The organism is Hymenobacter sp. BT188 (genome assembly GCF_014333585.1).
Classification (GTDB): Bacteria; Bacteroidota; Bacteroidia; order Cytophagales; family Hymenobacteraceae; genus Hymenobacter.
This window is the reverse complement of sequence record NZ_JACSCW010000001.1, coordinates 266610-291211: the sequence shown is the minus strand read 5'-3', so window position 1 is coordinate 291211 and position 24602 is coordinate 266610. Positions and strand designations below refer to the sequence as shown.

18 protein-coding genes are annotated in these 24602 nt (G+C 56.7%); 15 read left to right on the top strand and 3 right to left on the bottom strand.

Going from position 1 to position 24602, the window contains the following annotated elements:
- Positions 1 to 119 precede the first annotated feature (119 nt).
- The 3 genes from H8B13_RS01215 (at position 120) to H8B13_RS01205 (ending at position 2205) form a co-directional block, all read left to right on the top strand.
- On the top strand, positions 120 to 641 hold the full coding sequence (locus tag H8B13_RS01215) for a GreA/GreB family elongation factor (RefSeq protein WP_187309008.1): 522 nt from the start codon (positions 120 to 122) through the stop codon (positions 639 to 641).
- Positions 642 to 729: 88 nt separating this feature from the next.
- Positions 730 to 987 (top strand): hypothetical protein, encoded by a 258-nt coding sequence (locus H8B13_RS01210; protein ID WP_187309007.1) that lies wholly within the window; start codon positions 730 to 732, stop codon positions 985 to 987.
- 126 nt (positions 988 to 1113) lie between these two features.
- Positions 1114 to 2205: an AI-2E family transporter gene (locus H8B13_RS01205; protein ID WP_187309006.1), complete on the top strand. Its 1092-nt coding sequence runs from the start codon at positions 1114 to 1116 to the stop codon at positions 2203 to 2205.
- Between the two features lie 194 nt (positions 2206 to 2399).
- Here the strand turns inward: H8B13_RS01205 and H8B13_RS01200 are convergent, their stop codons facing one another.
- The 3 genes from H8B13_RS01200 to H8B13_RS01190 all read right to left on the bottom strand — a co-directional run bounded on the left by H8B13_RS01200 (position 2400) and on the right by H8B13_RS01190 (position 6147).
- The gene (locus tag H8B13_RS01200; RefSeq protein WP_187309005.1) at positions 2400 to 3104 is read right to left on the bottom strand and encodes a PD-(D/E)XK nuclease-like domain-containing protein; all 705 of its coding nucleotides are present in this window, start codon (positions 3102 to 3104) and stop codon (positions 2400 to 2402) included.
- Between the two features lie 149 nt (positions 3105 to 3253).
- The gene (locus tag H8B13_RS01195; RefSeq protein ID WP_187309004.1) at positions 3254 to 3631 is read right to left on the bottom strand and encodes a cupredoxin domain-containing protein; all 378 of its coding nucleotides are present in this window, start codon (positions 3629 to 3631) and stop codon (positions 3254 to 3256) included.
- Positions 3632 to 3807: 176 nt separating this feature from the next.
- Positions 3808 to 6147 carry a heavy metal translocating P-type ATPase gene (locus H8B13_RS01190; protein WP_187309003.1) on the bottom strand — a complete coding sequence of 780 codons (2340 nt, stop codon included), beginning with the start codon at positions 6145 to 6147 and terminating at the stop codon, positions 3808 to 3810.
- A 434-nt stretch (positions 6148 to 6581) separates the two neighbouring features.
- On the opposite strand from H8B13_RS01190, the gene H8B13_RS01185 reads away from it, so the two are divergent.
- The 12 genes from H8B13_RS01185 to H8B13_RS01130 all read left to right on the top strand — a co-directional run bounded on the left by H8B13_RS01185 (position 6582) and on the right by H8B13_RS01130 (position 24578).
- A complete protein-coding gene (locus H8B13_RS01185; protein WP_187309002.1) occupies positions 6582 to 7082 on the top strand; it encodes a hypothetical protein in 501 nt (166 codons plus the stop codon).
- A 175-nt stretch (positions 7083 to 7257) separates the two neighbouring features.
- Positions 7258 to 8304: a heavy metal-binding domain-containing protein gene (locus H8B13_RS21075; protein ID WP_187309001.1), complete on the top strand. Its 1047-nt coding sequence runs from the start codon at positions 7258 to 7260 to the stop codon at positions 8302 to 8304.
- Positions 8305 to 8349: 45 nt separating this feature from the next.
- Entirely contained in the window at positions 8350 to 9150 is an 801-nt protein-coding gene (locus H8B13_RS21070) for a DUF305 domain-containing protein (RefSeq protein WP_187309000.1), read from the top strand.
- Positions 9151 to 9274: 124 nt separating this feature from the next.
- Positions 9275 to 10513 carry a TolC family protein gene (locus tag H8B13_RS01170; RefSeq protein ID WP_187308999.1) on the top strand — a complete coding sequence of 413 codons (1239 nt, stop codon included), beginning with the start codon at positions 9275 to 9277 and terminating at the stop codon, positions 10511 to 10513.
- On the top strand, positions 10510 to 11109 hold the full coding sequence (locus tag H8B13_RS01165; protein ID WP_187308998.1) for a hypothetical protein: 600 nt from the start codon (positions 10510 to 10512) through the stop codon (positions 11107 to 11109). The genes H8B13_RS01170 and H8B13_RS01165 overlap by 4 nt, the downstream gene beginning before the upstream one ends.
- Positions 11106 to 12269 (top strand): efflux RND transporter periplasmic adaptor subunit, encoded by a 1164-nt coding sequence (locus H8B13_RS01160; protein ID WP_187308997.1) that lies wholly within the window; start codon positions 11106 to 11108, stop codon positions 12267 to 12269. The genes H8B13_RS01165 and H8B13_RS01160 overlap by 4 nt, the downstream gene beginning before the upstream one ends.
- 372 nt (positions 12270 to 12641) lie before the next feature.
- On the top strand, positions 12642 to 15905 hold the full coding sequence (locus H8B13_RS01155; protein WP_187308996.1) for an efflux RND transporter permease subunit: 3264 nt from the start codon (positions 12642 to 12644) through the stop codon (positions 15903 to 15905).
- Positions 15906 to 16298: 393 nt separating this feature from the next.
- A complete protein-coding gene (locus H8B13_RS01150; protein ID WP_187309531.1) occupies positions 16299 to 16682 on the top strand; it encodes a response regulator in 384 nt (127 codons plus the stop codon).
- Positions 16679 to 17725 carry an adenylate/guanylate cyclase domain-containing protein gene (locus H8B13_RS01145; RefSeq protein WP_187308995.1) on the top strand — a complete coding sequence of 349 codons (1047 nt, stop codon included), beginning with the start codon at positions 16679 to 16681 and terminating at the stop codon, positions 17723 to 17725. Before H8B13_RS01150 ends, H8B13_RS01145 begins: the two co-directional genes overlap by 4 nt.
- A gap of 100 nt (positions 17726 to 17825) precedes the next feature.
- Complete coding sequence (locus H8B13_RS01140) at positions 17826 to 19322, top strand: M28 family peptidase (RefSeq protein ID WP_187308994.1); 1497 nt, start codon at positions 17826 to 17828, stop codon at positions 19320 to 19322.
- Positions 19323 to 19949: 627 nt separating this feature from the next.
- Positions 19950 to 23009: a SusC/RagA family TonB-linked outer membrane protein gene (locus H8B13_RS01135; RefSeq protein ID WP_187308993.1), complete on the top strand. Its 3060-nt coding sequence runs from the start codon at positions 19950 to 19952 to the stop codon at positions 23007 to 23009.
- Between the two features lie 9 nt (positions 23010 to 23018).
- Positions 23019 to 24578: a RagB/SusD family nutrient uptake outer membrane protein gene (locus H8B13_RS01130; RefSeq protein ID WP_187308992.1), complete on the top strand. Its 1560-nt coding sequence runs from the start codon at positions 23019 to 23021 to the stop codon at positions 24576 to 24578.
- Positions 24579 to 24602: the final 24 nt, after the last annotated feature.

Here is a 24602-nt window from a genome sequence, read left to right as displayed (position 1 = left end):
CTGGTTTCAAGATTTAGCCGGGGTTAAGATATCCAGCTAACACCAAGCTGCGGACCCAAGTATTTGCCCCCCAGACCACGAGTTGCAACTCGCTTTCTGGCTCTGCGTTAGCAAGCAGCATGAGCCGAGCATTTACCAAAGAAGACGACGCCCAGCAGCCGCCCATCATTCCGCCGCGGGCGGCCCTGCCACCCGACACGCCCAACTACGTGACGCCTCACGGCCTGGAGCTGCTCCGCACCGAGCTTATGGAGCTGGAAGCGGAGCGCGCCCAGGCCGAGGCTAACCGCGACAACGACGCCGACCGCACCCGCCTGCTGAGCCTGTTCAACGGCCGCCTCAGCGACCTCAGCGCCCGCATTGCCAGCGCCAAAGTGGTAGACCCGCGCCAGCAGCCCGCCGATGAAGTGCGCTTTGGCGCAACCGTCACGCTGCGCACCGTGAGCGGCGGCAAGCCTGGAACGAAGCGGAAGTTTATGCTGGTGGGCGTTGATGAAGCCTCCATTGCGGAAGGCAAAATCGCCTTTGTGGCGCCTATTGCGCGGGCTGTGCAGGGAGCAAAGCTGGGGCAACACGTCGCGCTGCACCTCGGGCCGAAAGAGGAAGTAGTTGAAATAGCCACTATTACGTACGATAGCTGAGCGTCAGCTTCAAGCGAAGCTCAGCATAACACATCACCAGCAGATGCAGTAAGCATATTGGTTTGTATTCCTCACTTTGTCCCATCTTATGGCTGCTCCCGCTCCTAATGTCAACCCGAACCAGCTGGTCCGTTACGTCATCCAAATTGATGCAATGCAGGATACTGACAGCATCGGGCAGGTGCGCCAGCTGCTCACCGAGCTAAAACTCCTCGTAGACCGGATAGAGCCCGGCGAAGTGGAAGTAGCCGTTACCCACCCCGATGCGCCCGGTCAGGATGATATACGCGAAGCCCTGCTGGGGGCCGGCTTTTCGGTGCAGAACATCACGACCCAAACGGGCTAGCAGGTGCAGACGCTGCTGGGGGGCAACTTTAACAAGTTGACACTGATAAACGCTGCCAGCCGGGCAACGTATTGAGGGCGAGCCTTTCCCGGCGGGTGCGCTCTACCTGCCACTAACTCATATTGCATGCGAAGCATCTCTCTGGCTCGTGTCAATGGTTTACTGCTTCTCGCCTTGCTGGCGTTGGCCCTACTTTATTACGGCCGACTGTTTCTGATTCCAGTGGCGTTTTCCATTGTGTTGGCCATGCTGCTGTCACCCGTTAGTCGGCGGCTGGAAAGCTGGGGGCTGGGGCGCGGACTTGCTTCTTTCCTTTGCCTTATGCTGCTGTTGCTGGTGCTGGCTGCCATGGGCTGGGCCATTGGTGAGCAGGCGGCCAATATATCCGAGCAACTCCCCCAGATTCAGGCCAAGCTTCAGCAGCTTCTCAACCAGGGCCAGCAACTGATTCAGCGGGAGTTTGGCGTGACGCCGAAAGTCCAGATTCAGTTTGTGCAGGAGCAGATCAGCAAGATTGCGCAGTCGGCCAACCAGTACCTCACTACTTCCCTGAAAGGTATTTTTGGTTTGTTGGGGGGCTTTGTGCTGGTGCTGCTGTACCTGTTTTTTCTGCTGTGGCAACGCGGCAAGTTCCGGGAGTTTTTGCTGCGTCTGGCGCCCGCAGAAAACCGATCCGAGTATGCCCGGATGCTCCACCAGATCAGGCAGGTATCGGGCCAGTACCTGGCAGGTCGCCTGATTTCTACTGTTTTTCTGGCTGTCTTTTACGCCATCGGCTTTGCCATCATTGGTCTTCAGAATGCCGTACTGCTGGGGCTTATTGCCGCTTTCCCTACTATTATTCCGTACGTGGGCGCATTCGTTGGGGGGCTTTTTCCGGTGGTCATGGCCCTTATAGGTGGCTCATCGGGCCAAGTGGTGCCGACAGTCGGGATTCTGGTGGCCGCTCAGGTTATCGACAACAATATTATCGAGCCGCTGGTGATGGGGGCCAATTTGAATCTGAGCCCCATCTTCACTATTGTAGCCCTCGTGCTGGGTGAGCTGATTTGGGGCGTGCCCGGTATGATTCTGTTTGAGCCGCTATTTGCCATCATTCGCATCATCTGCTCTCACGTGCCCGCCCTGCACCCGTATGCGTTTCTGCTGGAAGACGAAGTAAAAGAACCGCAGTGGCTCCAGAAAGTCAAGCACGTTTTCAGCCGCAGTAAAGCCTGATGTTCAGCGAAGTGTACAGGCTTGGCGCTAAAATCCCACACCTCTTCGCTTCCTAGCCCGTCATGCAGAGCGGCGCGAAGCATCTCGCGTGCGCCGTTAGATTAGTAATCCTGCATCAGCACGCGAGATGCTTCGCTCTACATGACCGGCGGGAGTAGGACTGCCTTCTCTAATGCAGCAGTTTCTCCAACACCTTACCCCCCGTTCAAGCCTTCGGTAATATCACGCACAGCCTCTGATAAATAAGCGGGCACATCAGCTTTGGGCTGTAGCAAGTGCAGCAGGCGCAGGTATTTGGCCCGGCCTTCCCCCAGCATCGTCCGCGACACTTCTACCGTGAAGAGTTTGAAAGGCTCCACTTTTTGCACGCCTACCAGCAAAAACCGATCGGCGTGGAGAGCATCGAGGTAAAAGGCGGCTTGGCGGTCGTAGTCGTAGCCGGAACACTGCCACAGAAAGTGGTCGTAGTCGCGGGCGTTGGTGGTTTTGAAGTCGATGATGGTGTAGCCGCGGTCGGTTTCGGGCACTACTAAGTCGGCGCGCAGCTTACAGACGGTTTGGGTAGTGGGCTCGGTGAAGATGCAGCTGGGCTCAGGCACGCCGGTAGCCAATAGTTGCTTTATCTCGGGGTTGAGCTGCACGCCTTCCACCATCCACCACACCAGCGTATCGTTGATGCCGGGCAGGCCGGGCTCGTACAGCGTTGGCTCCAGCAGGGCCGTGTGAAAGGCGGTTCCTAATCCCAAAGCGCCCGACATGGAAGCCGGCTTCTGGTAGCGGCCGTTCAGGGCATCGCGCAGTCGCGAGAGGTCGGAGTTAGCAATGGCTGGCAGGGCGCGGTATTCATCGTAAGGCAGGCGCAGCAGATCGGGGCGGCGGAAGGGGTCGGTTTCGGTCATGGCTTTGTAACAGTCGCATACGATGGATAGCTCCGGCGTAGTTACTTAATTATGCCCCCCAATGTCGAAAAAAAGCCCCCCAGCTTCGCAAATAAGGTCGAATATAAAATACCGCGGGCAGCAACCCAACAGTCCAAATCTGTAAGCGGTTATTTAACAACGAGTTGACCACGCAGCATGTGCATGCCGCAGGTAAACTCGAACGTGCCCGCCTGCCGGGGCAACAACTCCACAGCCGTCGTTTGGAAAGGCGCCAGCTCACGGCGGATCTGAAAGTCGGGCAGCAGCAGTTCCTCGGAGCAGCTGTTGTCTTCGTCGCGGTAAAAGTTGAGCTGCACGGGTTTATCCTTTTTCACCTCAATCACATCAGGTGAATAGCCCCCTTTTACCACAATATCGACCTGCTGCACGCCGCTGCTCGACGATACGGCCGTGGCTACCTGGTGCGGGGCCATGAAGAAAAACCAGCCAACGAAGCCAATGGAGGCCACGCCTCCGAGTAAAACAAAGATTTCGGTTGTGTCCATGATCTTCTAAATAATTTGCTTGTCATCCTAACCCCGTCTGTCATCCTGAGCTTGCGAAGGACCTTCTCACGCTCGAACACGTCGTTGTAACGCTAAGTGTTCTACTGCGATAAGGTCCTTCGTTCCTCAGGATGACAGATGGAGGAGATATAGTTATCAGAAAAATGCCCCCCCAGCTACACCTTTGCGGCACGCAGGCGCAGCGAGTTGGTCAGCACCGATACGGAGCTGAGAGCCATAGCAGCCGCGGCGAGCATGGGTGAGAGCAGCCAGCCGGTGAAAGGATACAGCAAGCCGGCGGCAATGGGAATTCCGAGGGTATTGTAAATGAAGGCGAAAAACAGGTTTTGGCGAATGGTGCGCATGGTGAGGCGCGACAAGCGCAACGCCGTCACAACACCCGTAAGGTCGGAGCGCATGAGGGTGATGCCGGCGGCTTCCATGGCCACGTCGGTGCCGCCGCCCATGGCCAAGCCTAGGTCGGCCTGGGCCAGCGCGGGCGCATCATTGATGCCGTCGCCGACCATAGCGACCGTGCGGCCTTCGGCTTGTAGCGACTTCACTTTTCCGGCTTTGTCCTGAGGTAAAACTTCGGCAAAAAAGCGCGTGATGCCAACCTGTTGGGCTACTTTGGCGGCGGTTTGCTGGTTGTCGCCGGTCATCATCACTACTTCCAGGCCTTGCCGCTGTAGCTCCCGTATAGCTGCGGCCGACGTTTCACGTATCGTATCAGCTACGCCAAACAAGGCTACAATTTGCCCCCCAATGGCCGCGTAGAGCACTGTTTTGGCCTCATCCAAAAGCTGGTCAGCGGCTTGTATCGCTGCGCCCGAAACGGAAACACCGTGTTCCTCCAGTAGCCGACGGTTGCCAATAATTACCTGCTGACCTTCCACTGTTGCACCAGCGCCGCGACCTTCATAGGCCTGAAAATCGGTAGCAGCCAATGATGCCACGCCTTGCGCATCCGCGTAGCGTACCACGGCCTCGGCCAACGGGTGCTCCGACTGCCGCTCCAACGCTGCCAACACGGCCAGCACGGAAGTCTGGTCGCTGCTGGGGGGCAAATTCAGGGTAACAAAGTCCGTCACGGCGGGCTCGCCGCGGGTGATGGTACCGGTTTTGTCGAGCAGCACGGTGTTTACCTGATAGGCTTTTTCCAACGCTTCCGCGTTGCGAATCAGCACGCCATGCTCCGCGCCTTTGCCCGTCCCGACCATGATGGCCGTGGGCGTGGCCAACCCAAGCGCACAAGGGCAGGCAATGATGAGTACTGCCACAAAATTGACCAAAGCCAGCGGTAAGCGAGTAGCTTCCGGCGCCGCCAGAAACCAAACAACGAAGGTGGCAATGGCAATCATGACCACGATGGGCACAAACACGGCGCTCACCTTATCAGCAAGGCGCTGGATGGGCGCGCGGCTGCCTTGGGCTTCTTCCACCAGCTTTACAATCTGCGCCAGCATCGTTTCCTGACCCACTTTGGTTACCTGAAAGCGGAAGGAACCAGTCTTATTCAGCGTAGCGCCAAATACCGGGTCCCCAACCTTCTTCTCTACCGGCAGACTTTCGCCGGTCAGCATAGCTTCGTCCAGGGCTGAGCGGCCTTCGGTAATGACGCCGTCGGTGGCTACCTTCTCACCAGGCCGCACGATTACGATGTCATTCAGCCGAACTTCTTCCACCGGAATATCCACTTCCTGGCCGTGGCGCACCACGCGGGCAGTTTTGGCTTGCAGATCCATAAGCGCCCGAATGGCGGCCGAGGTGCGCTGTTTGGCCCGGCTTTCCAGCACTTTGCCGAGCAGGATAAGGGCGATAATAGTAGCCGTAGTGTCGTAATACACTTCCGGCATCAGGCCCTGGCGCATAAAACAGCCTGGCACCAAGGTAGCGGCGAGGCTATACAAAAAAGCCGCTCCCGTGCCCACGGCAATGAGCGTATCCATGCTGGCGGTGCGGTGGCGCAGTCCGTTCCAGGCCGACACGTAAAACTCACGCCCGCTGTACAAAAGCACTGGCAGCGTCAGCAGCAGTTGCACATAGTTGAGCACCGGCATCGACACGCGCTCCATCAGCGCCGGCCACAGCATAATCATGGACAGCGGCATGATGACAGCAGCCAGCGCAACCGCCACCCAAAAACGGCGCAGCAGTTTACGATACGCGGCGGCTTTGCGCTGAGCTAGCTCGTCGTCGGAGCCTAGCACACCGGCTGCCATCGGCGCCACGGGCTCGTGCACGGCGTAGCCCGCCTGCTCCACAGCAGCGCGCAAACCGGCTCTATCTATCTGAGCGGGCAAGTATTCGATGGTCGCTTTTTCGCTGGCCAGATTCACGGTGGCGCGCTGTACGCCGGGCGTCCGACTCAGCGCCCGCTCCACAAAGTTGGAGCAGGAAGCGCAGGTCATGCCCTCAATATTGAGCGTCGCGGTTTCTGTATCGGCGCTGGGGGGCAAATTTGCCGGCTCACCGGGAGTCGGCACTTGCGGTAATGGTGCTGACGGAGTATTCATAGAACAGGGAATTTCAGTGGTAACAAAAGACGGGACAGAAAGCGTCCAAACCGACACTCAAAGTAACGTTGGTCAGGTCCAGATGGCGGTGCGCAATTCTCGTCAGGAGGTACAGAATCATGTCCCTTCGCAGCTAAGCTTTTAAAAGCGTTGAGTAGAGTAGTAGTTCATTAATCTGGAGTTAGAGAGCTAAAAGATTAAACTAGTTCAGTGCTCTAACTCTAGTCTAATAGCCCTCAAAAGGTGTATATAATTAAGCGTGCGGTTTATATAACTATGGGACAAGCCAGCTATTACATCAACAAAAAAGCCTCTACAGCTGCGCCAGGCGCCCTCTGTGCGCCGTGTGAGTAACTGCCAACCCAAAGTGGCTAACCAATGCTGATTTGCTTAGCAATGAACAACTGACGTAAGTTTGTCGTTAGGTATTCGCCATGTACAAACTCACTGCCTCCGTTCGTCGCCGAGTGGCCGCCAGCTTGCTGGGGGTCTTTCTGAGCGTATTCGCGGTGCAGTTTCTGTGCTTGTGCTTTGGCGTGCAGGCCCGCAGCTTACCGCAGCATCTGGCAGCCACAAAGCAGCATAGTCATCTGACTGGCACTCCTGCCCATAGCCACGCCACTGCGCACCAACACGAGCACAAAGCCACGCCCCATCATCATGATCAGGGCCAAGCTTTGGGCGATGATCAAGGGCAGAAAGATGAGTGCTGCCGCGACAAAACCGCGACGTTTTTCGCCTCCCTAACGCATCCGCCCAAGCTTAGCCTGGACAAGGCCATGCCGCTGTATTTGGCACTGCCGCCGGCCAGCAGCTTCGCGTTGGCTCATTTCGAGGCCTGGGACCGCACGATGCCAGTTCTGCTGGTGCCGCCGGCCCACCTCAAGCCCAAAATTCCGGACATCCGCGTATTTATCGGATCGCTCACGATTTAAGGTTTCGCGTCTGCAAAGGTCCGCGCTGCCCCGGCTTAGCCGTGGGTTGGCGCGGACCTTTTTGCGTGCCTTTCCGATCTTTGGCTTCGCCACTTTAGCGCCCCATTTCCGTCTATTACTGCTGCAAAAAAGCCCCCCAGGGCACTCTGTTTCGCTTACCCAACCCTCTCCTTTTATGAAAACCCTGTTTCCCTTAGGCCTGCTCCTAGCCGGCCTCACCTTCTCCACCATCAGTTGCTCCGACAAGCCTTCCACCGGCACCGAAGTCCCCACCGACGCCACCAGCGCAAATGACGCCGCCCACTCCGGCGAGCACCAATACACTTGCCCCATGCACCCGGAAGTGGTGAGCAACGAGCCCGGCAAATGCCCTAAGTGCGGCATGAACCTGGAGCACACCGACGGTGCTGGCAACGACGGCAAAACTTACCGTATGGTCTTCGCCTCTCAGCCTACTCAAATAGAAGCTGGTAAGCCTGTTACGCTGTCATTCTTGCCGCAGATAGAAGGCCAGGAAAAGGCGCCCGTGCCGCTGGCCGTGGTGCACGAGAAGAAAATTCACCTCATTATCGTCAGCAAAGATTTGTCGGAGTTCTTCCACGAACACCCAGAGTTCACGGCCGATGGTAAGTACAATGTGCCCTTTACCTTCAAAACCGGCGGCGACTACGTACTATACCAGGATTATCAACCCGAAGGCGGCGCCCACCAGCTTGGTCGTCAGGTGGTGACGGTAGCCGGCGCGAAAAAAGCCCCGGTGAAGTTTACCAAAGACCAAATGCAGTGGCAGAAAGATGGCTACGAAGCCAAGCTCTCCTTCGATAAGGCGGTGCAGGTAGGACAGCCCCTGGCCCTGCAAGTGAACGTGACCCGCAACGGCCAGCCCGTTACCAACCTCGATAACTACCTCGGCGCTTTAGGGCACATGGTGATCATCAGCGAGGACACGGAGAAATACCTGCACGTGCACCCCGGCGACGCGGGCGCCAACCGTGGCCCCAGCATCGGCTTCCAAACGGGCTTCGAGCAGGCCGGCATCTACCGCGTATTCCTCCAGTTCAATCATGGGGGGCAAATTCACACCGCCGATTTCACCGTGAACGTAGCTCCGGCCGCCAATGCTACTGCGGCCGCCTACGTATGCCCCATGCACCCGGAAGTAATCAGCGCCACGCCCGCCGACTGCTCCAAGTGTGGGATGAAGCTGGAGCGTAAATCATAATCAACGCGTATTCCTGTTCCTTTTTTGGTTTAACCTTTCTTTCCCATGAAAACCTCCCTGCTTTTTTCGTCAGCGCTAGCGGCTTTATTACTAGGCGCTTGCGACAATAAGACAACTTCCGAAACCACCACCGCTACCACTGCTGCCACGGAAGATCATGCCGGGCACACCATGGAAGGCATGGCAGCCGATAGCACCGGTGGCGCAACCTCGTCGCTGACGGGGGCTATGGCCAATATGATGCAGGAGATGCATTCCTTCAAGCCCGAGGGCAATAAGGACCACGACTTTGCTCACCACATGATGGCTCATCACGAGGGCGCAGTTGATATGTCGGAAGTGCTGTTGAAAAACGGCAAGGATGCGACCATGCGCCAGATGGCTGAAAAGATTATTGCTGACCAGAAGAAAGAAATTGCCCAGTTGGACGCCGCCGCTAGGCGCCTCGATGGAGCTGCCAAAAACTATAATCCGCAGAACCCTCAAGATCCGTTTCAGCAGGCTATGATGGCCTCTATGAAGCCCATGATGATGCCGATGACCTCGACTGGCGACGTGGACAAGGACTTTGCAATGATGATGACCGTGCACCACCAAAGCGCCGTGGACATGGCCAAACTGGAAGTAGCCCAGGGCACCGACCCCGAGCTAAAGAAGATGGCCCAACAGATGATTACGGAGCAGCAAAAGGAGATTCAGCAGTTCAATGAGTGGCTGAAACAGCACGGCGGTGCGGCCAAAGCCACGAGTGCAGTATATGAGTGCCCGATGAAATGCGAAGGCAGCGCGAGCACCAAGCCCGGCAAATGCCCCGTGTGCAACATGGACCTGGTGAAGCAAAGCTGAGCTGTTTAGAAGCAAGCGCCTTCCCGAAAGCCCCACAGAACCGTCACGCAGCGCGCTGCTAAGCATGATCAACGGGCTGGATTTGTAGTCAGAAACTAAGAAGTAACAACAGGTCCTTCTCTCAGTGAACAACCTCCTTGCATATCACTATAAACGCCCCACAATCAGGCTCCTGGTAGCCCTTGGGGTGTTATTGCTTACGCTTCCCGCGCACGCTCAGCAAGTAATCAGCCTCGATAGTGCCCTGGCTGGCGCCTTGCGGGTAAGCCCGGTGTTGCGGCAGTCGGGGGCGGAGCAGCGCGAGCAGGAGGCCTTGCGGCGGGGGGCTTTTTCGCTGATAAATCCGGGTGTTATCGTGGAAAGTCCCACGGGCGCATTTTACACGTTGGGCGCTCAGCAGACGTTTGAGTTTCCGACCGTGTACACGCGCCAGGCGCAGGTTGGGCGGGCGCAGGTGACGCTGGCGCAACGTAACCAGCAGATCAGTCGCAATATCGTGCAGCGCGATGTGCGCCTGAGCTATCTGGCTCTGCAAATTGCTGAGGCCCAGCAGCGCCAGCTTGCCAGCCAGGATAGCTTGCTGCGTACGCTCGCCACTGCCTCGGAGCGCCTCTACAACGCCGGCGAAGTCGATTATTTGCAGCGTGTGAGCACCGAGGCCGAGTCGCGGCAGGCCGCCAACCGCCTCCAGCAAGCCGCCGCCGACCGCCACGCCGCCCAAGTCCGGCTGGGCTTGTTGCTGGGCCAGCCCACCGCCGAACTGACCACCGGCGCCGATCTAATGGGCTTGGGAACCTTGGTTTTGCCTCCCAGCAATGCCATAGTGCCCCCTGATAGCGCCCAGTTGCAAGCTAATCCACAGCTGGCGTTTGCTTCGCAGAACATTGAAGTGAGTCGGCTGAACCTGCGGTTGGCGCGGGCGAGGGCGCTGCCGGGCGTAGTGCTCGGCTACCAAAATCAGGGCGAGCGGGATTCGCCGGTCCGGAACCGTTTCCAGGCCGGCTTGTCGCTGCCGCTGTACTTCTGGACCTACCGCTCACAGGTGCAGGCCGCCGATGCCCGGTTGCAGGCTTCGCTCGCGCAGCGCGCCGCTACCACGCTGGAAGTCAGCCGCGAGTACCAACAGGCCCTGGCCGACGTAGCTAAGTTTGAGGCCAGTGTGCGCTATTTTCAGCAGACCGGTTTGCCTCAGTCCAAGACCATTGTCAGCACGGCCCAGCGCTTGTTTAAGGCCGGGGAAGTGAGCTACTACCTGTTTGTGCAGAGCGTTAATCAGGCCTTCCAAATCCGCACCGACTACCTCGACGCGGTGCGCGGCTACCAGGAAGCACTTATTCAACTTAACTTTTTACGCGGCCAATGAAAACGTATCTGTTTGTCTTTCTGCTGCTTGGCCTTCTCGGTTTGGGGGCGCCCGCCGCCAATGCCCACGGTGGTGAAGACCACGGCGAAACCGCCACGGCCACGGCGGCGGGCGCACAGTATTTCTCGGTTACGAGCCAGTCGACGCAGTTTGAGCTGCTGCTGCGCTACGAGCCGATAAAGGCCGGCGAGCCGGCTCACCTACGCCTGTTTGTATCAGACTTTGCCACTAACGCGCCCATTTCCGGCGCCCGCCTCACCTTCACGGTTCCCGAAAACGACAAGCTCCAGTTTGCGGCTACGCCCCAAGGTCCGGGGGAGTATTTGGTAGAAGGCCATTTCCCAGCTAACAAAGCTTATAGCCTCACGGTGAACATTGTAGCCGGCGAACGAGCCGATTTGATGCTCCTCAAAGGCATAGAAGTAGGCAAAGAACTTCCTGTTGCGGCGGCGACGCCCGCTACGGAGCCTTTCCTGACCTGGAAAATGGGTTTGCTGCTGCTGGGGGGCTTTTTAGCGGGTATCGCCCTCACGGCCCTGCTCCTGCGCCGCCGGACCCGCGCCACCAACGCTCAACCGCCTTTGGTACACTCATGAAAACATCTCAAAAATTATCCTTCCGCCATTGGAAAGCGACCAGCCTGCTGCTGACAACTCTGCTTTGCGGCCTGTTTGCGGTTTTCCTGCCCCCGCCGCGCCCACTGGAGGCTCACGGCGGCGAAGACCACGGCGAAACCGCCTCCGGTGCTCCCGGGGTTAGCTCGGGCGCTCCCGATGAGGTAATTATGCCCAAGGAAAGCCAATTTCTGTTCGAGATTCGCACCCAGCTGGTTGCCTCTGACACCCTGCTCACCCGCCGTACTTTGCTCGGCCAGGTGACGGCCGCGCCCGGCGGCGAGGGCCGCGTGGTAGCGCCCCAAACCGGCCGCCTGGTATCCCTGAATGTGCGCGTGGGTCAGAACGTGAAGGCCGGCCAGGTGTTGGCAGTGCTCGATCAAACCCTGGCCGCCACCGAGCAGATCGGGCTGGCCACCGACCGCGCTAATGCTCAGGCCGAGCTGCGCGGAGCCCAACAGGATTACGCCCGCCTCAAAAGCATCGAGGACATAGCGGCCCGCAAAGATGTAGTTGCCGCCGAGCTGCGTCTGCGCCAAGCCCGCCAGAACGCCGGCATCTTAAACAACCAAAGCAGCCAGCGCCGTGCCGAGCTGCGGGCGCCCATCACTGGCACTGTCGATGTGTTTGGGCTGGCCGTGGGGCAGCAGGTAAACCAGGGCGACGAGCTGCTGCGCGTTATCAATCCCAGCCAGCTGTATGTGCAGGCCCAGGTGTTTGCCGGTGATATGAGTCAGGTGAATGAAGCCAGCCGGTTTGTCATTGAAGGTTTGCAGGGCGGCACTTCAGCAACGGCCCGCCTGGTATCATTCAGCAATGTGGTCAACCCCGTAAATCAGGCCCGCGAACTGGTGTTGTCCGTGCAAGGCAGCTCTGCGCTCCGGCCTGGCCAAAGCGTGAATGTGCGCGTGCAAACCAGTGGTGCCGCGGCCCAGCTCGCCGTGCCTACCAGCGCCGTCACCGACGTTGGCGGCCGCCCGGCAGTCTTTGTGCACACCGCCCCCGAAGTCTTCAAGCTCCGGCACATCCGCCCCGGTGCCGCCGACGATCAGCAAACCACCATCGCCGAAGGCCTAACCGAAGGCGAGCGGGTGGTAACGCAGAATACCTACCAGCTGAAGTCGGTGTACTTGAATCAGTAATGACGGTCATGCAGAGCGCAGCCAAGCATCACGCGTGCTGACGCATGAATAGTAACTCAATCAAAACAGGCAGTCATGCTAGATCTGGCGTCCGCTCGTCGAAGCATCTCTACTGGTTACTACTCTCAACGGTGTTGCTCAACGAAGCGGTAGAGATGCTTCGACTCCGCTCAGCATGACCGCCTAATGGAGTGAGTTACTACCACAACATCCGCACGCGTGATGCTTGGCTGCGCTCTGCATGACCGCCTGACTGAATAAAAACTTCCTCTAAACCTCAAACCGCCGTGGCTCCCCTCTCCCCTAGGCTTCGCGCCTCAAGCGAACCGGGGCCGGGGGTGAGGCCCCACTAGAACAACCCGCGCCCCTGCTATGCTCGACCGCATCATTCGTTTTTCCCTCGAAAACCGCCTGCTCACGCTGGCTTTCGCCCTGGCGCTGCTCATCGGCGGCTTCGCTACCCTGCGCGGTCTGCCCGTAGATGTGCTGCCCGACCTGGACCGCCCCCGCGTGACGGTGTTCCTGGAAGCGCCCGGCATGGCTCCCGAAGAGGTAGAAGCCCTCGTGACGCGGCCCGTAGAAACGGCCCTAAACGGCGCCACCGGCGTGGAGGCGGTGCGCTCCAACTCGGCCGTGGGCCTGGGCATGGTGTTCATCGAATTTAACTACGGCACTGACATCTTCACAGCCCGGCAAATCGTGAGCGAGAAGCTCCAAACCGTGCAAGAGCAATTGCCAGAGGGCATTTCGCCGGTATTGGGCCCTATTTCCTCCGTGATGGGCCAGATTATGCTCGTCGGCCTGACCAGTGGAAACGCGCCGCCTGCAACGAGGAACACAATTGCCTCCCAGAACCAGCTACAACCAGAACAACAGACCAACGCTGCCGACCTGCGTACCCTCGCCGACTACACCGTTCGTCAGCGCCTGCTCAGCATTGCGGGCGTGGCGCAAGTCATTCCCATTGGCGGCGAGCAGCGCCAATATCAGGTGCTCGTTGATTTGCCACGCCTTAATGCTACGGGCCTAACTATCAACCAGCTGGAAGAGGCGCTGCGCCAGTCGAACCTGAATACCACGGGCAACTTTTTCGACCGCAATGGCTCGGAAGTTCTCATTCGCAACCTTGGTCGGCTGCGCTCCGTGGAGGATATTGAGAACATCATCGTGAGCTACCGCAACGGTTCGCCGGTCACGGTGAAACAAGTAGCCACGGTGCAGTTTGGGGGACGTTTTAAGCGCGGCGATGGCAGCGTAAACGGCCAGCCGGCCGTCATTCTTAGCATTGAGAAGCAGCCCGGCGCCAGCACTCCCGAGCTTACCCGCCAGATCGAAGCCGCCCTCTCCGACTTGCAGCCTTCCTTGCCCGCCGATGTGCGCTTCAATACCCGTTTGTTTCAGCAGGCCGAGTTCATCAACGCCTCGCTTACCAACGTGGAAGAAGCCCTGCGCGACGGTGCCATTCTGGTGGTCATTGTGCTGTTTGCCTTCCTGCTGAATGTGCGCACCACGATTATCTCGCTTACTGCCATTCCGTTATCCTTGCTCGTTACGGCCCTGGTTTTCAAGCTGGGGGGCATTTCTATCAACACGCTCACGCTGGGCGGACTCGCAATTGCCATCGGTGAGTTAGTTGACGACGCCATTGTGGACGTGGAGAACGTGTTTCGGCGTTTGCGCGAAAACCGGCAGTTGGCTCAGCCACGCCCGGCTTTGCAGGTGATTTATGAGGCATCCAGCGAGGTGCGTAACTCCATTGTGTACGCTACTATCATCGTGGTGCTCGTGTTCCTGCCGCTGTTCGCGCTGTCGGGTATGGAAGGACGGATTTTTGCGCCGCTGGGCGTAGCCTACATTACCAGCATTATCGCCTCCCTGTTCGTTTCCCTAACCGTAACGCCGGTGCTGTGCTACTATCTATTGCCCAAAATGAAGATGCACGCCGAGCAGGACAGCCGCCTGGTGCGCTGGCTGAAGGCCAAGGATACGCGTCTGCTGAGCTTCGGCTTTCGGCACCCCAAGCTGATTCTGGGCACCACGGGACTTCTGTTTGTACTGGCGGCGGCCACGGTGCCTTTCTTCGGAACCGAGTTTTTGCCGCCTTTCAACGAAGGCTCACTTACCATCAACTTTTCGGCCCCCGCCGGCACGTCCCTGGCCGAATCGAACCGCCTCGGCACCATTGCCGAAAAGCAGATGCTGCAAGTGCCAGAAGTGGCTTACACCGCTCGCCGAACTGGCCGCGCCGAGTTGGACGAGCACGCCGAATCGGTGAATAACTCGGAAATTGAGGTAGCCTTCAAAACGGACGAAGAGTTGGAAAAAGAAGGCCTGGAGCGCCGCGAAAAAGACGTAATCCTAAATGATCTGCGTCAGCGCCTGAGTTTGCTGCAAGGCGTCAGCGTGAACGTAGGTCAGCCTATTTCCCACCGCCTCGACCACCTGCTGTCGGGCGTGCGGGCTCAGGTCGCTATCAAGGTTTTTGGCAACGACTTGCTGGAACTGCGCCGCTACGCCAATGAAGTTCGGGACGTGGCCGCCACAGTGCCGGGCGTAGTTGATTTGCAGGTTGAAAAGCAGGTACAGGTGCCCCAGCTGCTTATTCGGCCCCGCGAAGACGCTATTCGCGCCCTTGGCTTGCCCCGGGGCGAAGTAGTGCAGGACCTGGAAACGCTGTTTCAGGGTGCCGTGGTGTCGCGCATTTTGCAGGGCCAACAGAGCTTCGAGCTCATCGTGAAGCTGCCCGACTCCCTGCGCGCCGACCTCAACCAGATTGCTGCCACCCGCCTCGAAACGCCCAGCGGCGGCTTCGTGCCGGTCAGCGCCGTGGCCGACGTAAGCTACGAGCCCGGCCCCAATACCATCAACCACGAAAACACCCAGCGCCGCATCACCATCTCGGCCAACGTAGCGGGCCGCGACCTAGGCAGCGCCGTGCAGGAAATGCAGCAGCGCATTCGCGAGCAGGTGAAGCTACCCACGGGCTACTACCTCACCTATGGGGGGCAATTTGAGAGCCAGCAGGCCGCCAGCAGCAAGATTTTGTGGCTGAGTTTGTTCTCGCTGGGGGGCATTTTTCTGGTGCTCTACGCTCATTTCAAGTCCTGGCTCCTCGTCGCCCAGATTATGCTCAATATTCCGCTGGCCCTCATCGGCTCGGTGGCGGCGGTGCTGCTTACGGGCGGCACGCTTAGTATCGCCTCGCTGGTTGGCTTTATCACGCTCACCGGCATTGCCTCCCGCAACGGCATCATGATGATTTCCCACTACATCCATCTGGTGGAAAAAGAGGGCGAATCGTTCTCCGATAAGATGATTCTGCGCGGCTCCTTGGAGCGCCTCGTGCCCGTGCTGATGACGGCGCTGGTCGCGGCCCTGGCCCTCGTGCCACTGACCCTGGCCAAAGACGCGCCCGGCAAGGAAATCCTGTATCCGGTGGCCGTGGTCATACTTGGGGGGCTTTTATCTTCCACCCTACTCGACATCATCGTCACGCCGGTGGTGTTTCGCCTGCTGGGTCGCAAAGCCTTGGAGCAGTATCACCAGAACCACTCCGCCCCTGCCCTTACCTCTTCCGTAGACGCACCGCCTTTCACGCCGCTCCCCGACCAGAATCCGGCACCGGCGCCTACTTAATTCTACGTCGCGAAGCTTTCCTTAAGTGCAATTTTTTAATGTAACCCAATGGCGGTCATGCAGAGCGGTAGTGAAGCATCTCGCTCGCGGTAGTAATAATAGTACTCCAGCATCAGCACGCGAGATGCTTCGCTACCGCTCTGCATGACGGTCTTATTTATTACGCTATAGCCACCCTTCCTATTATTCCTGCAACCATTAGCACCGTCTGGGCTTCACTATATTTTGTGTTGATTTTGCTAAATCTCCTTCACCATTTATACCGTTCAAGCAGTTGTAGCGGCTTAGTCAAAAGACATCTTATTTAGTAATGCCATAAGCTTACTTTTGATGGCTAGGTTATTTGCCGCTTTAAAGACAAAATCATCTTCCAGTAGTACTACCTTCGCCATGATGAAAATATTAGTAGTTGATGATGAGCCAGACGTGCGCCAGCTATTTGAGCAGCGTTTTCGGCGAGAAATCCGCAATGGCACTTTCTCCTTCGATTTTGCCTACTCTGGCGAAGAGGCTCTGACGTACCTGAATGAGCATTTTTCGGAGGTTGTTCTCATCCTCTCCGATATCAATATGCCCGGCATGAGCGGCCTGGAGTTGCTGCGCCGCATTAAGCAGGAGCACCCCACACCGCCCCCGCCCACGGTTATGATGATTACGGCCTACGCGGACCAGGAAAGCCACCGACAAGCTATGCAGCTGGGAGCCAACGATTTCCTTACCAAACCAGTAGACTTCACCGCCCTAAAGGAAAGGTTGATTTCCATGGAAAAGGCATGAAAACAAAGATTTTAGTTGTTGACGACGAAGCCGATTTGGAGCTGCTGATCAAGCAGAAATTCAGGCGCAAGATTCGGGAAAACCAGTACGAGTTTCTGTTTGCCAGCAATGGACAGGAGGCCCTCACCCGCGTGGCCGAAAACCCCGATACGGACATTATTTTGTCTGATATCAACATGCCGGTGATGGATGGGCTCACTATGCTCACCAAGCTGCATGAGGCGCATACGGCCATCAAAACTGTAATGGTTTCGGCCTATGGCGACATGCAGAATATCCGCACTGCCATGAACCGCGGCGCCTTCGATTTTGTGTGCAAGCCCGTCGATTTCAATGACTTGGAGCTAACTATCGAGAAAACCATCGTGCAGGTGCAGCAGCTGCGCGAAACCCTTCAGGCTATTCAGGAAAACAACATCCTGAAGATGTACGTGGACGAAACGGTGCTCAACTTCATGGCCCGCCCCGACTTCGAGAACAAGCTGCTGGCCAGTGAAAGCATCGAAGCCACGGTCGTTTTTATTGATATCTGCGGCTTTACCTCGCTGTCGGAAGTTTTGCCCCCCAGCGACGTGGTGAACATGCTCAATACCTATTTTGACCAGATGGTGCGCGAGATTATTGCGCACAGCGGCTACATCGACAAGTTCATGGGCGACGCCGTTATGGCCGTATTCCGGGGCGAGTACCACCTCGACCGCGCCATCGACGCGGCCCTGTCGGTGCGCAGCCTGATTGCCGCCAGCCCCGGCACTCTCCCCGATGGCTCTCCGTACCAACCACAGGTATCTATCGGCATCAACACCGGCGAAATGGTATCCGGCAATATCGGCTCCGCTTCCCTCAAGCGCTTGGATTACACCGTGATAGGCGACACCGTAAACGTAAGTCAGCGCCTACAGGGCGCGGCCCAGCCCGGCCAGATTATCGTGACCGAAGCGACCTATAACAAGATAAAAGAATCGTTTCAGTGCCAGCAGGTGGGTGAGGTAAGCCTCAAAAACAAGTCAAAACCCATCATGACCTATGAGGTTGTGGCGTAGAAATAATATCCTTATTAGTCAAAAGAACGTCATGCAGAGCGGCCGCTCTGCATGACGTTCTTTTGTAAAGTCTTAGTCAAAGGTTTCTCCTCTTACCACCATGAAACACGCTATACTTTCTCGCTTCCTTCTGCCCGGAAGCCTGCTCGGATTACTGCTGTTAAACAACGGTTTGGCCGTTGCGCAGCGTAGCCCGTTTGCCGGCGACAAACGCTCGGCTATCAAGGAAGAAGACTTAAAGCGCGACTTGTTCGCTATTGGCGGCGACCATTTTCGGGGCCGTGAGGGCGGTACATTGGATGAATTGAAAGCCTCCGTCTGGATAGCTGAGCAGGCCCGCGCCATCGGCCTTCAGTCCGCCGGCGACGATGGCACCTACTTTCAATTCTTTCATATCCAACGCACCCGCCTCACCAAAGACAGCCGCCTGAGCATCGGCACCCATCAACTCACCCACGGCAAAGACGCCATGATTTTGGCCCCCGGCGTCGCCACTATAAATGCCCCCCTGGTATTTGTAGGCACTGGCACGGCGGCCGAAATGGCCAACATCGACGTGAAAGGCAAAGCTGTGGCTATCCTGTTTTCGGGCACGCCATCGGCTGACTTAAGCTACCGTCGGTTTGTGGGGCAAACTATGCGCGACAAGTCGGAGGAGTTGGTGAAAGCGGGGGCCGTGGCCGTCGTATTCGTGTCGGATGCGCGGGCCCAGGATTTGTACGAGCGCTGGACTACCAGCTACGAGCGCGGCCGCTACAGCTTGCCTGGCGAGGCTGCTACTAAGGTAGTCGAACAGGCGCCCACCATTTGGCTGCCAGCCGAAGCGCTGGCTTGGGTGCGTCAGCCCGGTCAGCAGATGACGGCCAACCTTAAAGTGGAAACCTTCGCTTATCCATCTGTAAATATTGTGGCCACAGTGCCCGGCACCGATGCGCAGCTGAAGAAGGAAAACGTGCTTTTCAGCACTCACCAGGACCATGATGGCGTGCGCAAAATAGTGGCTGGCGACTCCATCTGGAACGGTGCCGACGATAATGCCACCGGCTGCGCGGCCTTGCTTGCTACCATGCGCGCTTTCAAGCAAAAGCCGGCCAAACGCACGGCATTGTTTGTGTTTCACGGGGCCGAGGAGCGCGGCTTGCTGGGTTCGCGCTATTATGCAGCCAACCCGACCGTGCCTCGCGAGTCAATTGTGGCTGTGCTGAATGCGGAAATGCTGGGCCGAAATGCCCCGGATAGCGCGGCGTTGCTGGGCTCACAGCCGCCTCATCGCAATTCTCTTGACCTAGTAAATACCGCCTTGGCAGCCAACCAGGCCACTGCCCAGTTTAAACTGGACACGCTCTGGGACAAGCCCACTCACCCCGAAGGCTGGTATTTCCGCTCCGACCACCTTTCCTACGCCCGCCTCAACATCCCGTCCATCTGCTACACGACGCTGCTGCACAAGGATTATCACACGCCCGAAGACGAGCCTGAGCGCATCAATATCCAGAAACTGGCCGGCGTCACGCGCTGGATTTATCTAACGGGCTGGGCCGTAGCCAACCAAAAGGAGCGCCCCGCTTTAGACAAAGATTTTAAGCTGGAACGATAGCGAAAAATCACGCTGGGGGGCTTTTTTGGCCTTAAATCCTGATTATCAGGATGCAAAATTGCTAAGGCAGAAAATACAGAGGTTGACGATAAACTCGTCAACCTTTTTTGTGCCCTGTCAGATAGCCATTTAATACTGCCTGGACACAACCTTACGCAGTTTAGTACAGTACTGCTTGTACGGCTGCCGTTATTTGCTTCGTTCACTCTAAACAAAACAAACAGCCGATAGCTAGTACCGATCTGCTGGATAAGGAAAGACAGAGAGGCAAGCTATTCGAAATGCCCCCTGCCCCGCCCGACGCGACCCTCTTAGATGATGAGCAAATGGTTGCGTGTTTTCTCGATTCGCTGCCTGTCGTTAGAGTACCCTCCGTTTGAAGCAGACAAGATCAAAACCGCTCCTGCATTATGCGCAGAGCTAATAATTTATTTCGTCGTTTTCAGTACTACGTGTCACCTAGTGAAATCCGACTTTGGAAAAGACCCGCAAACGATTGCGCTTTCTTCCTGATCTGACTGCAGTTATACAACTAACGAGTAATGCACGGCTGGCCCGCTTCCGGGCATATTTCTGCATCTGAGACATTTGCTGATTCCCATTTCCCACCTAATACCCTTCGTTTATATGATCCCTCTTCTACATTTCCCTGGGCTTCCTAGGTGTGTTAAGCAGCTTACGGCCCTGGCGGGGTTGGGAGCCGTTTTGTGCGCCGGCAGCGCCCCGGCCTACGCCACCGCCGAGTCTGCAGCTATTGCCGCCTTGGCGCAAACGCCGGCCGACGTTACCGTAACCGGCCGCGTGATTGACGAAACGGGCGGGGGTTTGCCCGGTGTAAACGTAGTGGTGAAAGGCACCAGCAATGGCACCAGCACCGATCCCGAAGGTCGCTACACTATTACCGCCCCGGATAACGGCACGCTGGTTTTCTCTTTTGTGGGCTACAACTCCCAAGAGGTTGTCATCGGCGGCCGTACCACCATCGATATTAATCTAGCGCCCAATACGCAGGCCCTCGGTGAGGTAGTCGTTACGGGTTATGGCACGCAAAGCAAGCGCGACCTTACTGGCGCCGTAGCTCGCGTGGAAGGCACTGAGATTGTCAATCAACCTGTACAAACGGCTACCCAGGCTTTGCAGGGCAAGATATCCGGGGTGCAGATTACCAACAATGGTGCGCCTAACTCCCAGCCTGTCGTGCGTATCCGGGGAACGGGTACACTGCTGGCCGGTGCCAACCCACTGTATGTAGTAGATGGGGTGCAAACCACTGATATCCGCAATCTTAGCAACGCCGACATTGCAACCATCGACGTGCTGAAAGATGCCTCAGCGGCGGCTATCTACGGTGTTCGAGGGGCAAATGGGGTTATTATTATCACCACCAAGCAGGGCAAAGAGGGCAAGCCCGTACTGAGCTACAGCGCTACTGGGGGCTTTAAGCAAGCGGCTCGTTTGGTAGATATGGCCGGTGCCGACCAGTATGTGAACTACCTGGGTGACGTTTCGCCTAACACCACCATTCCCAATTTCACGGGCACTACCAATTGGTACGACGAAATTCTGCGTCGCAGCACCTTTCAGAACCACAATCTGGCCGTGTCGGGTGCAAGTGAAAACGTGCGCTACTACTTCTCCGGCAATTTCCTTCAGGATGATGGTATCGTCATCAACAACAAGTTTCAGCGCCTGACGGTACGTTCCAACACGGCATTCGACCTGTCGGATAAGGTGACGATCAGCTCGCAGGCGTCCTTTAGCCACGCCAATACGCGCGATGTCAACATAGGAGCAGCCTATGGCAACGCCTACCGGGCGGCGCCTATTATTACGGCAAAGGAGGGCGACCGATATGGCAATACGTCCGCCTTCGGCAACGTTGGCAATCCGCTGCTTGATATCGAGAAGAACAACAATAAGTCGTTGGAAAACCGCTTGCAGAGCACCGTGGCAGTTGATGTAAAGCCCATTACCGCGCTTACGCTCCGCTCAGCCATCAACCTCGACCTGAATTATAATAACCGTCGCGTGTATGACTACCAATACCGCAACGATGAGGTGACGTTTCTGACTGCCGGCGGCAACCAGCGCTCAGATCGTAGCAACCTGAACGTAACCCAAAACAATAACTCCCGCTACCTATGGGAAAACACCGCCACGTATCAGCAGCGCTTCCTCGACAAGCACGACCTGACCGTGCTTGTCGGTACTGTAGTAGAGAAAGGGTTTGATAATCAGTTCTCGGCCGCCCGCCGCGATGTACCCGTCGACCCGAACCAGTGGTACTTAAATGCTGGCGACCCAAACTCTTCGGTGAATGGTTCAGCAGCCTCGAAGGACAGTCGGCTATCCTACCTCGGACGCATCAACTATGCTTTCCTGGACCGTTACCTCTTCACGACCAACCTGCGCCACGATGCTACCTCGCGGTTTAACCGCGACCAGCGCAACGGCTTTTTCCCTTCAGTAGGCTTGGGCTGGGTGATTTCAGATGAGGCCTTTTTGAAAGGTAACACCATATTGAACTTCTTGAAGCTTCGCGCCAGCTACGGCCAGCTCGGCAACGATCAGATTCCGGCCGATACATACATCGTGACGGCCAACTCGAATATTCCCTATTTCTTTAATGGTCGGCCAGTGCTGGGAGCCACCATTACGGAAATCAAGGACCGAGACGTGCGCTGGGAAACCACTACTGAGTATGACTTCGCGGTGGAGTTTGGCTTGCTCGACAACCGCCTGACCGGCGAAGTAACCTACTACGACAAGACCACATCCGACGCTCTGATTCCGATCAATATTCCCGGCATCTTGGGCGATCCGAATAACCAGTTTATCACCAACGCCGCCGACATCACCAACCAAGGCGTAGAAGCTGGCCTGAACTGGCGCACGAATATTGGCGAAAGCCCCGACTGGAGCTACAACATTGGGGTGAATGCCACCTTCAATAAAAACCGCATTGCTGAGCTGAACGGCGGGCAGGCATTGTTTGCCGGTGCCAACAACGTAACGCGCTCCGACAACGGCGTGGCGGCGGGCAGCTTCTACCTGCTCGATGCTATTGGCGTGTACCAATCGGCCGATGAAATTGCCAACGGCCCCCGCTCCACTTTCAACCCCCAGGTAGGCGACTTGAAATATGCTGACACCAACGGCGACGGCACCATTGACTTGCTCGACCGCTCTTACTTTGGCTCTTATCAGCCACCGGTTTACTACGGGGTGAATGGGGGGCTAAATTTCCGAAATGTTGACTTCTCCTTCGTGTTTTCGGGCAACCTGAACAACAAGGTGTATAACGCCAAAAAGCAGGCGCGCAACGCCAGCACCGATAACGTCGAAGCCAGCTTCGCTGATGATCGGTGGACAGCGGCTAACCCTTCAAACTCCGATCCTCGGTCCCTGATGAGCAGCATGCCCAACTCAACCTACTTTCTGGAGTCGGGTTCATTTCTGCGCCTCACCAACGTGGTAGTAGGCTATTCGATACCAGTAGCTGCCCTTGAGCGGTTTCGCATGACTTCGCTCCGCGTATTTGCCTCTGCCCAGAACGTGTTTACGGTAACCAACTACAGCGGATTCACGCCAGAACTAGCCGGTGGCCCCCTCGACTCAGGTATCGAATTAAATAGCTACCCCATTAGCCGCACTATCACGCTGGGGCTGAACGTCAACTTCAAATAAGCTACGCCGATGTATTTCTCTATTCCCACCTCTCTCCCGCGCCGCGCCGGCACGGCTGCCCTAGCCCTGGCCCTAGTGATGGTCAGCGGCTGCAAAGATTTCCTTGATGTAGCTCCCCAAGGCCAGCTGAGTGAAGACGCTATTCGCAATGATCCAGCGGCAGCTCAAAAGCTGGTTGACGGTGTATACAACGTCATGTATATCGGGGGTTTTGATCCCGATATACATAGTTTTCAATTCGTTATCTTGACGGATATCGCCTCAGATGACTCTGACAAAGGCAGTAGGCCGGACGATTATGGCGATGCGCTTACCATCGACAACTTTACGCTTACCCCAACCAATGGGGTACTGAATAACGTGTGGAATGGTCACTTTCAAGGTATAGGGCGTGCAAATCAGGCTCTCGATAAAATTCCATTAAGCCCCGCCCCAGAGGCCACTAAAAATCAATTAACTGGAGAAGTTCGCTTCCTGCGTGCCTACTTCTACTTTAATCTAGCTCGTCTGTTTGGTGGCGTACCCCTGCTTAATCGGGTACCTCAGACCTCGGAAATAAATAGCCCAGAGTTTCAGCAGCGCGCTAGCGTCGATGACATCTATGAGTTTATTATCAGCGACTTACAATTTGCCGCTGAAAACCTGCCCCAGAAAGGCTCTACGCAGACGGGACGTGCCACCAAGGCTGCCGCACAAGGTATGCTGGCCAAAGTGTATTTGTACCGCAAAAACTACCAGCAGGCCTACGATCTTTCTAACGAGATTATTCAAGGTCGGTCGGGCGCATACGCCTTGCAGGACAATTACGCTGAGATATGGCGCACAGCAGGCGCCAATGGTTCTGAATCCATATTTGAGATACAGACGGGCGTTAATGCGGCCTGCGATAATTCTGCTGTGAAGCTTTATAGCGTATCACAGGGGCCGCGTTCAGGGGGCCGGGGTGGATGGGCCGACTTAGGCTTTGGCTTTAATAACCCTACCACGGCTTTAGTAAATGCATACGAGCCCAACGATGTACGCCGGGCGGCTAGTATTATATTCATTCAACCAACGGCTCCCGCTGGTCAGCGCTCTACCGGCACGGTGCTTTGGGATGGCTTCCGAGTTCCGAGCAAAGATTCGGTAGAAAACTTCCGCTACAACTACAAAGCCTACCACAGCCGTACCCGGGAAGCCAACTGCGGTAACACTGACTGGCTGCCTAAGAATGTTCGGATACTGCGCTACGCTGAAGTGCTACTTATCAACGCCGAGGCAGCCCGTCAACTAGGCAATACTGCCGTTGCGGCTACCAGCTTAAACTTGGTGCGCCGCCGGGCAGGTCTAGCAGCCATTCCAGCCCCTACTCTTCAGCAAATCTGGCAGGAGCGTCGTGTAGAGCTAGCTCTCGAACAAGACCGGTTCTTCGACTTGGTTCGTCAGGAAAGTGTGCAGCCCGGCCGCATCGTTCCCATTTTTGCTGCCCAAGGCAAAACCTTTGTAAAAGGCAAGCATGAGTTGTTTCCTATTCCGCAGGCCCAGATTGACTTGAGTGGGGGGCAATTAACGCAGAACCCAGGGTATTAATGAAACTTGACAAACACTATTAGA

Bases quoted from the DNA above. Each gene is read 5' to 3' on its own strand.
- H8B13_RS21075 (WP_187309001.1), top strand. From the start codon at position 7,258: ATGAAAACCCTGTTTCCCTTAGGCCTGCTCCTAGCCGGCCTCACCTTC.
- H8B13_RS01135 (WP_187308993.1), top strand. From the start codon at position 19,950: ATGATCCCTCTTCTACATTTCCCTGGGCTTCCTAGGTGTGTTAAGCAG.
- H8B13_RS01185 (WP_187309002.1), top strand. From the start codon at position 6,582: ATGTACAAACTCACTGCCTCCGTTCGTCGCCGAGTGGCCGCCAGCTTG.
- H8B13_RS01165 (WP_187308998.1), top strand. From the start codon at position 10,510: ATGAAAACGTATCTGTTTGTCTTTCTGCTGCTTGGCCTTCTCGGTTTG.
- H8B13_RS01210 (WP_187309007.1), top strand. From the start codon at position 730: ATGGCTGCTCCCGCTCCTAATGTCAACCCGAACCAGCTGGTCCGTTAC.
- H8B13_RS01190 (WP_187309003.1), bottom strand. From the start codon at position 6,147: ATGAATACTCCGTCAGCACCATTACCGCAAGTGCCGACTCCCGGTGAG.
- H8B13_RS01145 (WP_187308995.1), top strand. From the start codon at position 16,679: ATGAAAACAAAGATTTTAGTTGTTGACGACGAAGCCGATTTGGAGCTG.
- H8B13_RS01200 (WP_187309005.1), bottom strand. From the start codon at position 3,104: ATGACCGAAACCGACCCCTTCCGCCGCCCCGATCTGCTGCGCCTGCCT.
- H8B13_RS01130 (WP_187308992.1), top strand. From the start codon at position 23,019: ATGTATTTCTCTATTCCCACCTCTCTCCCGCGCCGCGCCGGCACGGCT.
- H8B13_RS01140 (WP_187308994.1), top strand. From the start codon at position 17,826: ATGAAACACGCTATACTTTCTCGCTTCCTTCTGCCCGGAAGCCTGCTC.
- H8B13_RS01215 (WP_187309008.1), top strand. From the start codon at position 120: ATGAGCCGAGCATTTACCAAAGAAGACGACGCCCAGCAGCCGCCCATC.
- H8B13_RS01195 (WP_187309004.1), bottom strand. From the start codon at position 3,631: ATGGACACAACCGAAATCTTTGTTTTACTCGGAGGCGTGGCCTCCATT.
- H8B13_RS01205 (WP_187309006.1), top strand. From the start codon at position 1,114: ATGCGAAGCATCTCTCTGGCTCGTGTCAATGGTTTACTGCTTCTCGCC.
- H8B13_RS01155 (WP_187308996.1), top strand. From the start codon at position 12,642: ATGCTCGACCGCATCATTCGTTTTTCCCTCGAAAACCGCCTGCTCACG.
- H8B13_RS01150 (WP_187309531.1), top strand. From the start codon at position 16,299: ATGAAAATATTAGTAGTTGATGATGAGCCAGACGTGCGCCAGCTATTT.
- H8B13_RS01160 (WP_187308997.1), top strand. From the start codon at position 11,106: ATGAAAACATCTCAAAAATTATCCTTCCGCCATTGGAAAGCGACCAGC.
- H8B13_RS21070 (WP_187309000.1), top strand. From the start codon at position 8,350: ATGAAAACCTCCCTGCTTTTTTCGTCAGCGCTAGCGGCTTTATTACTA.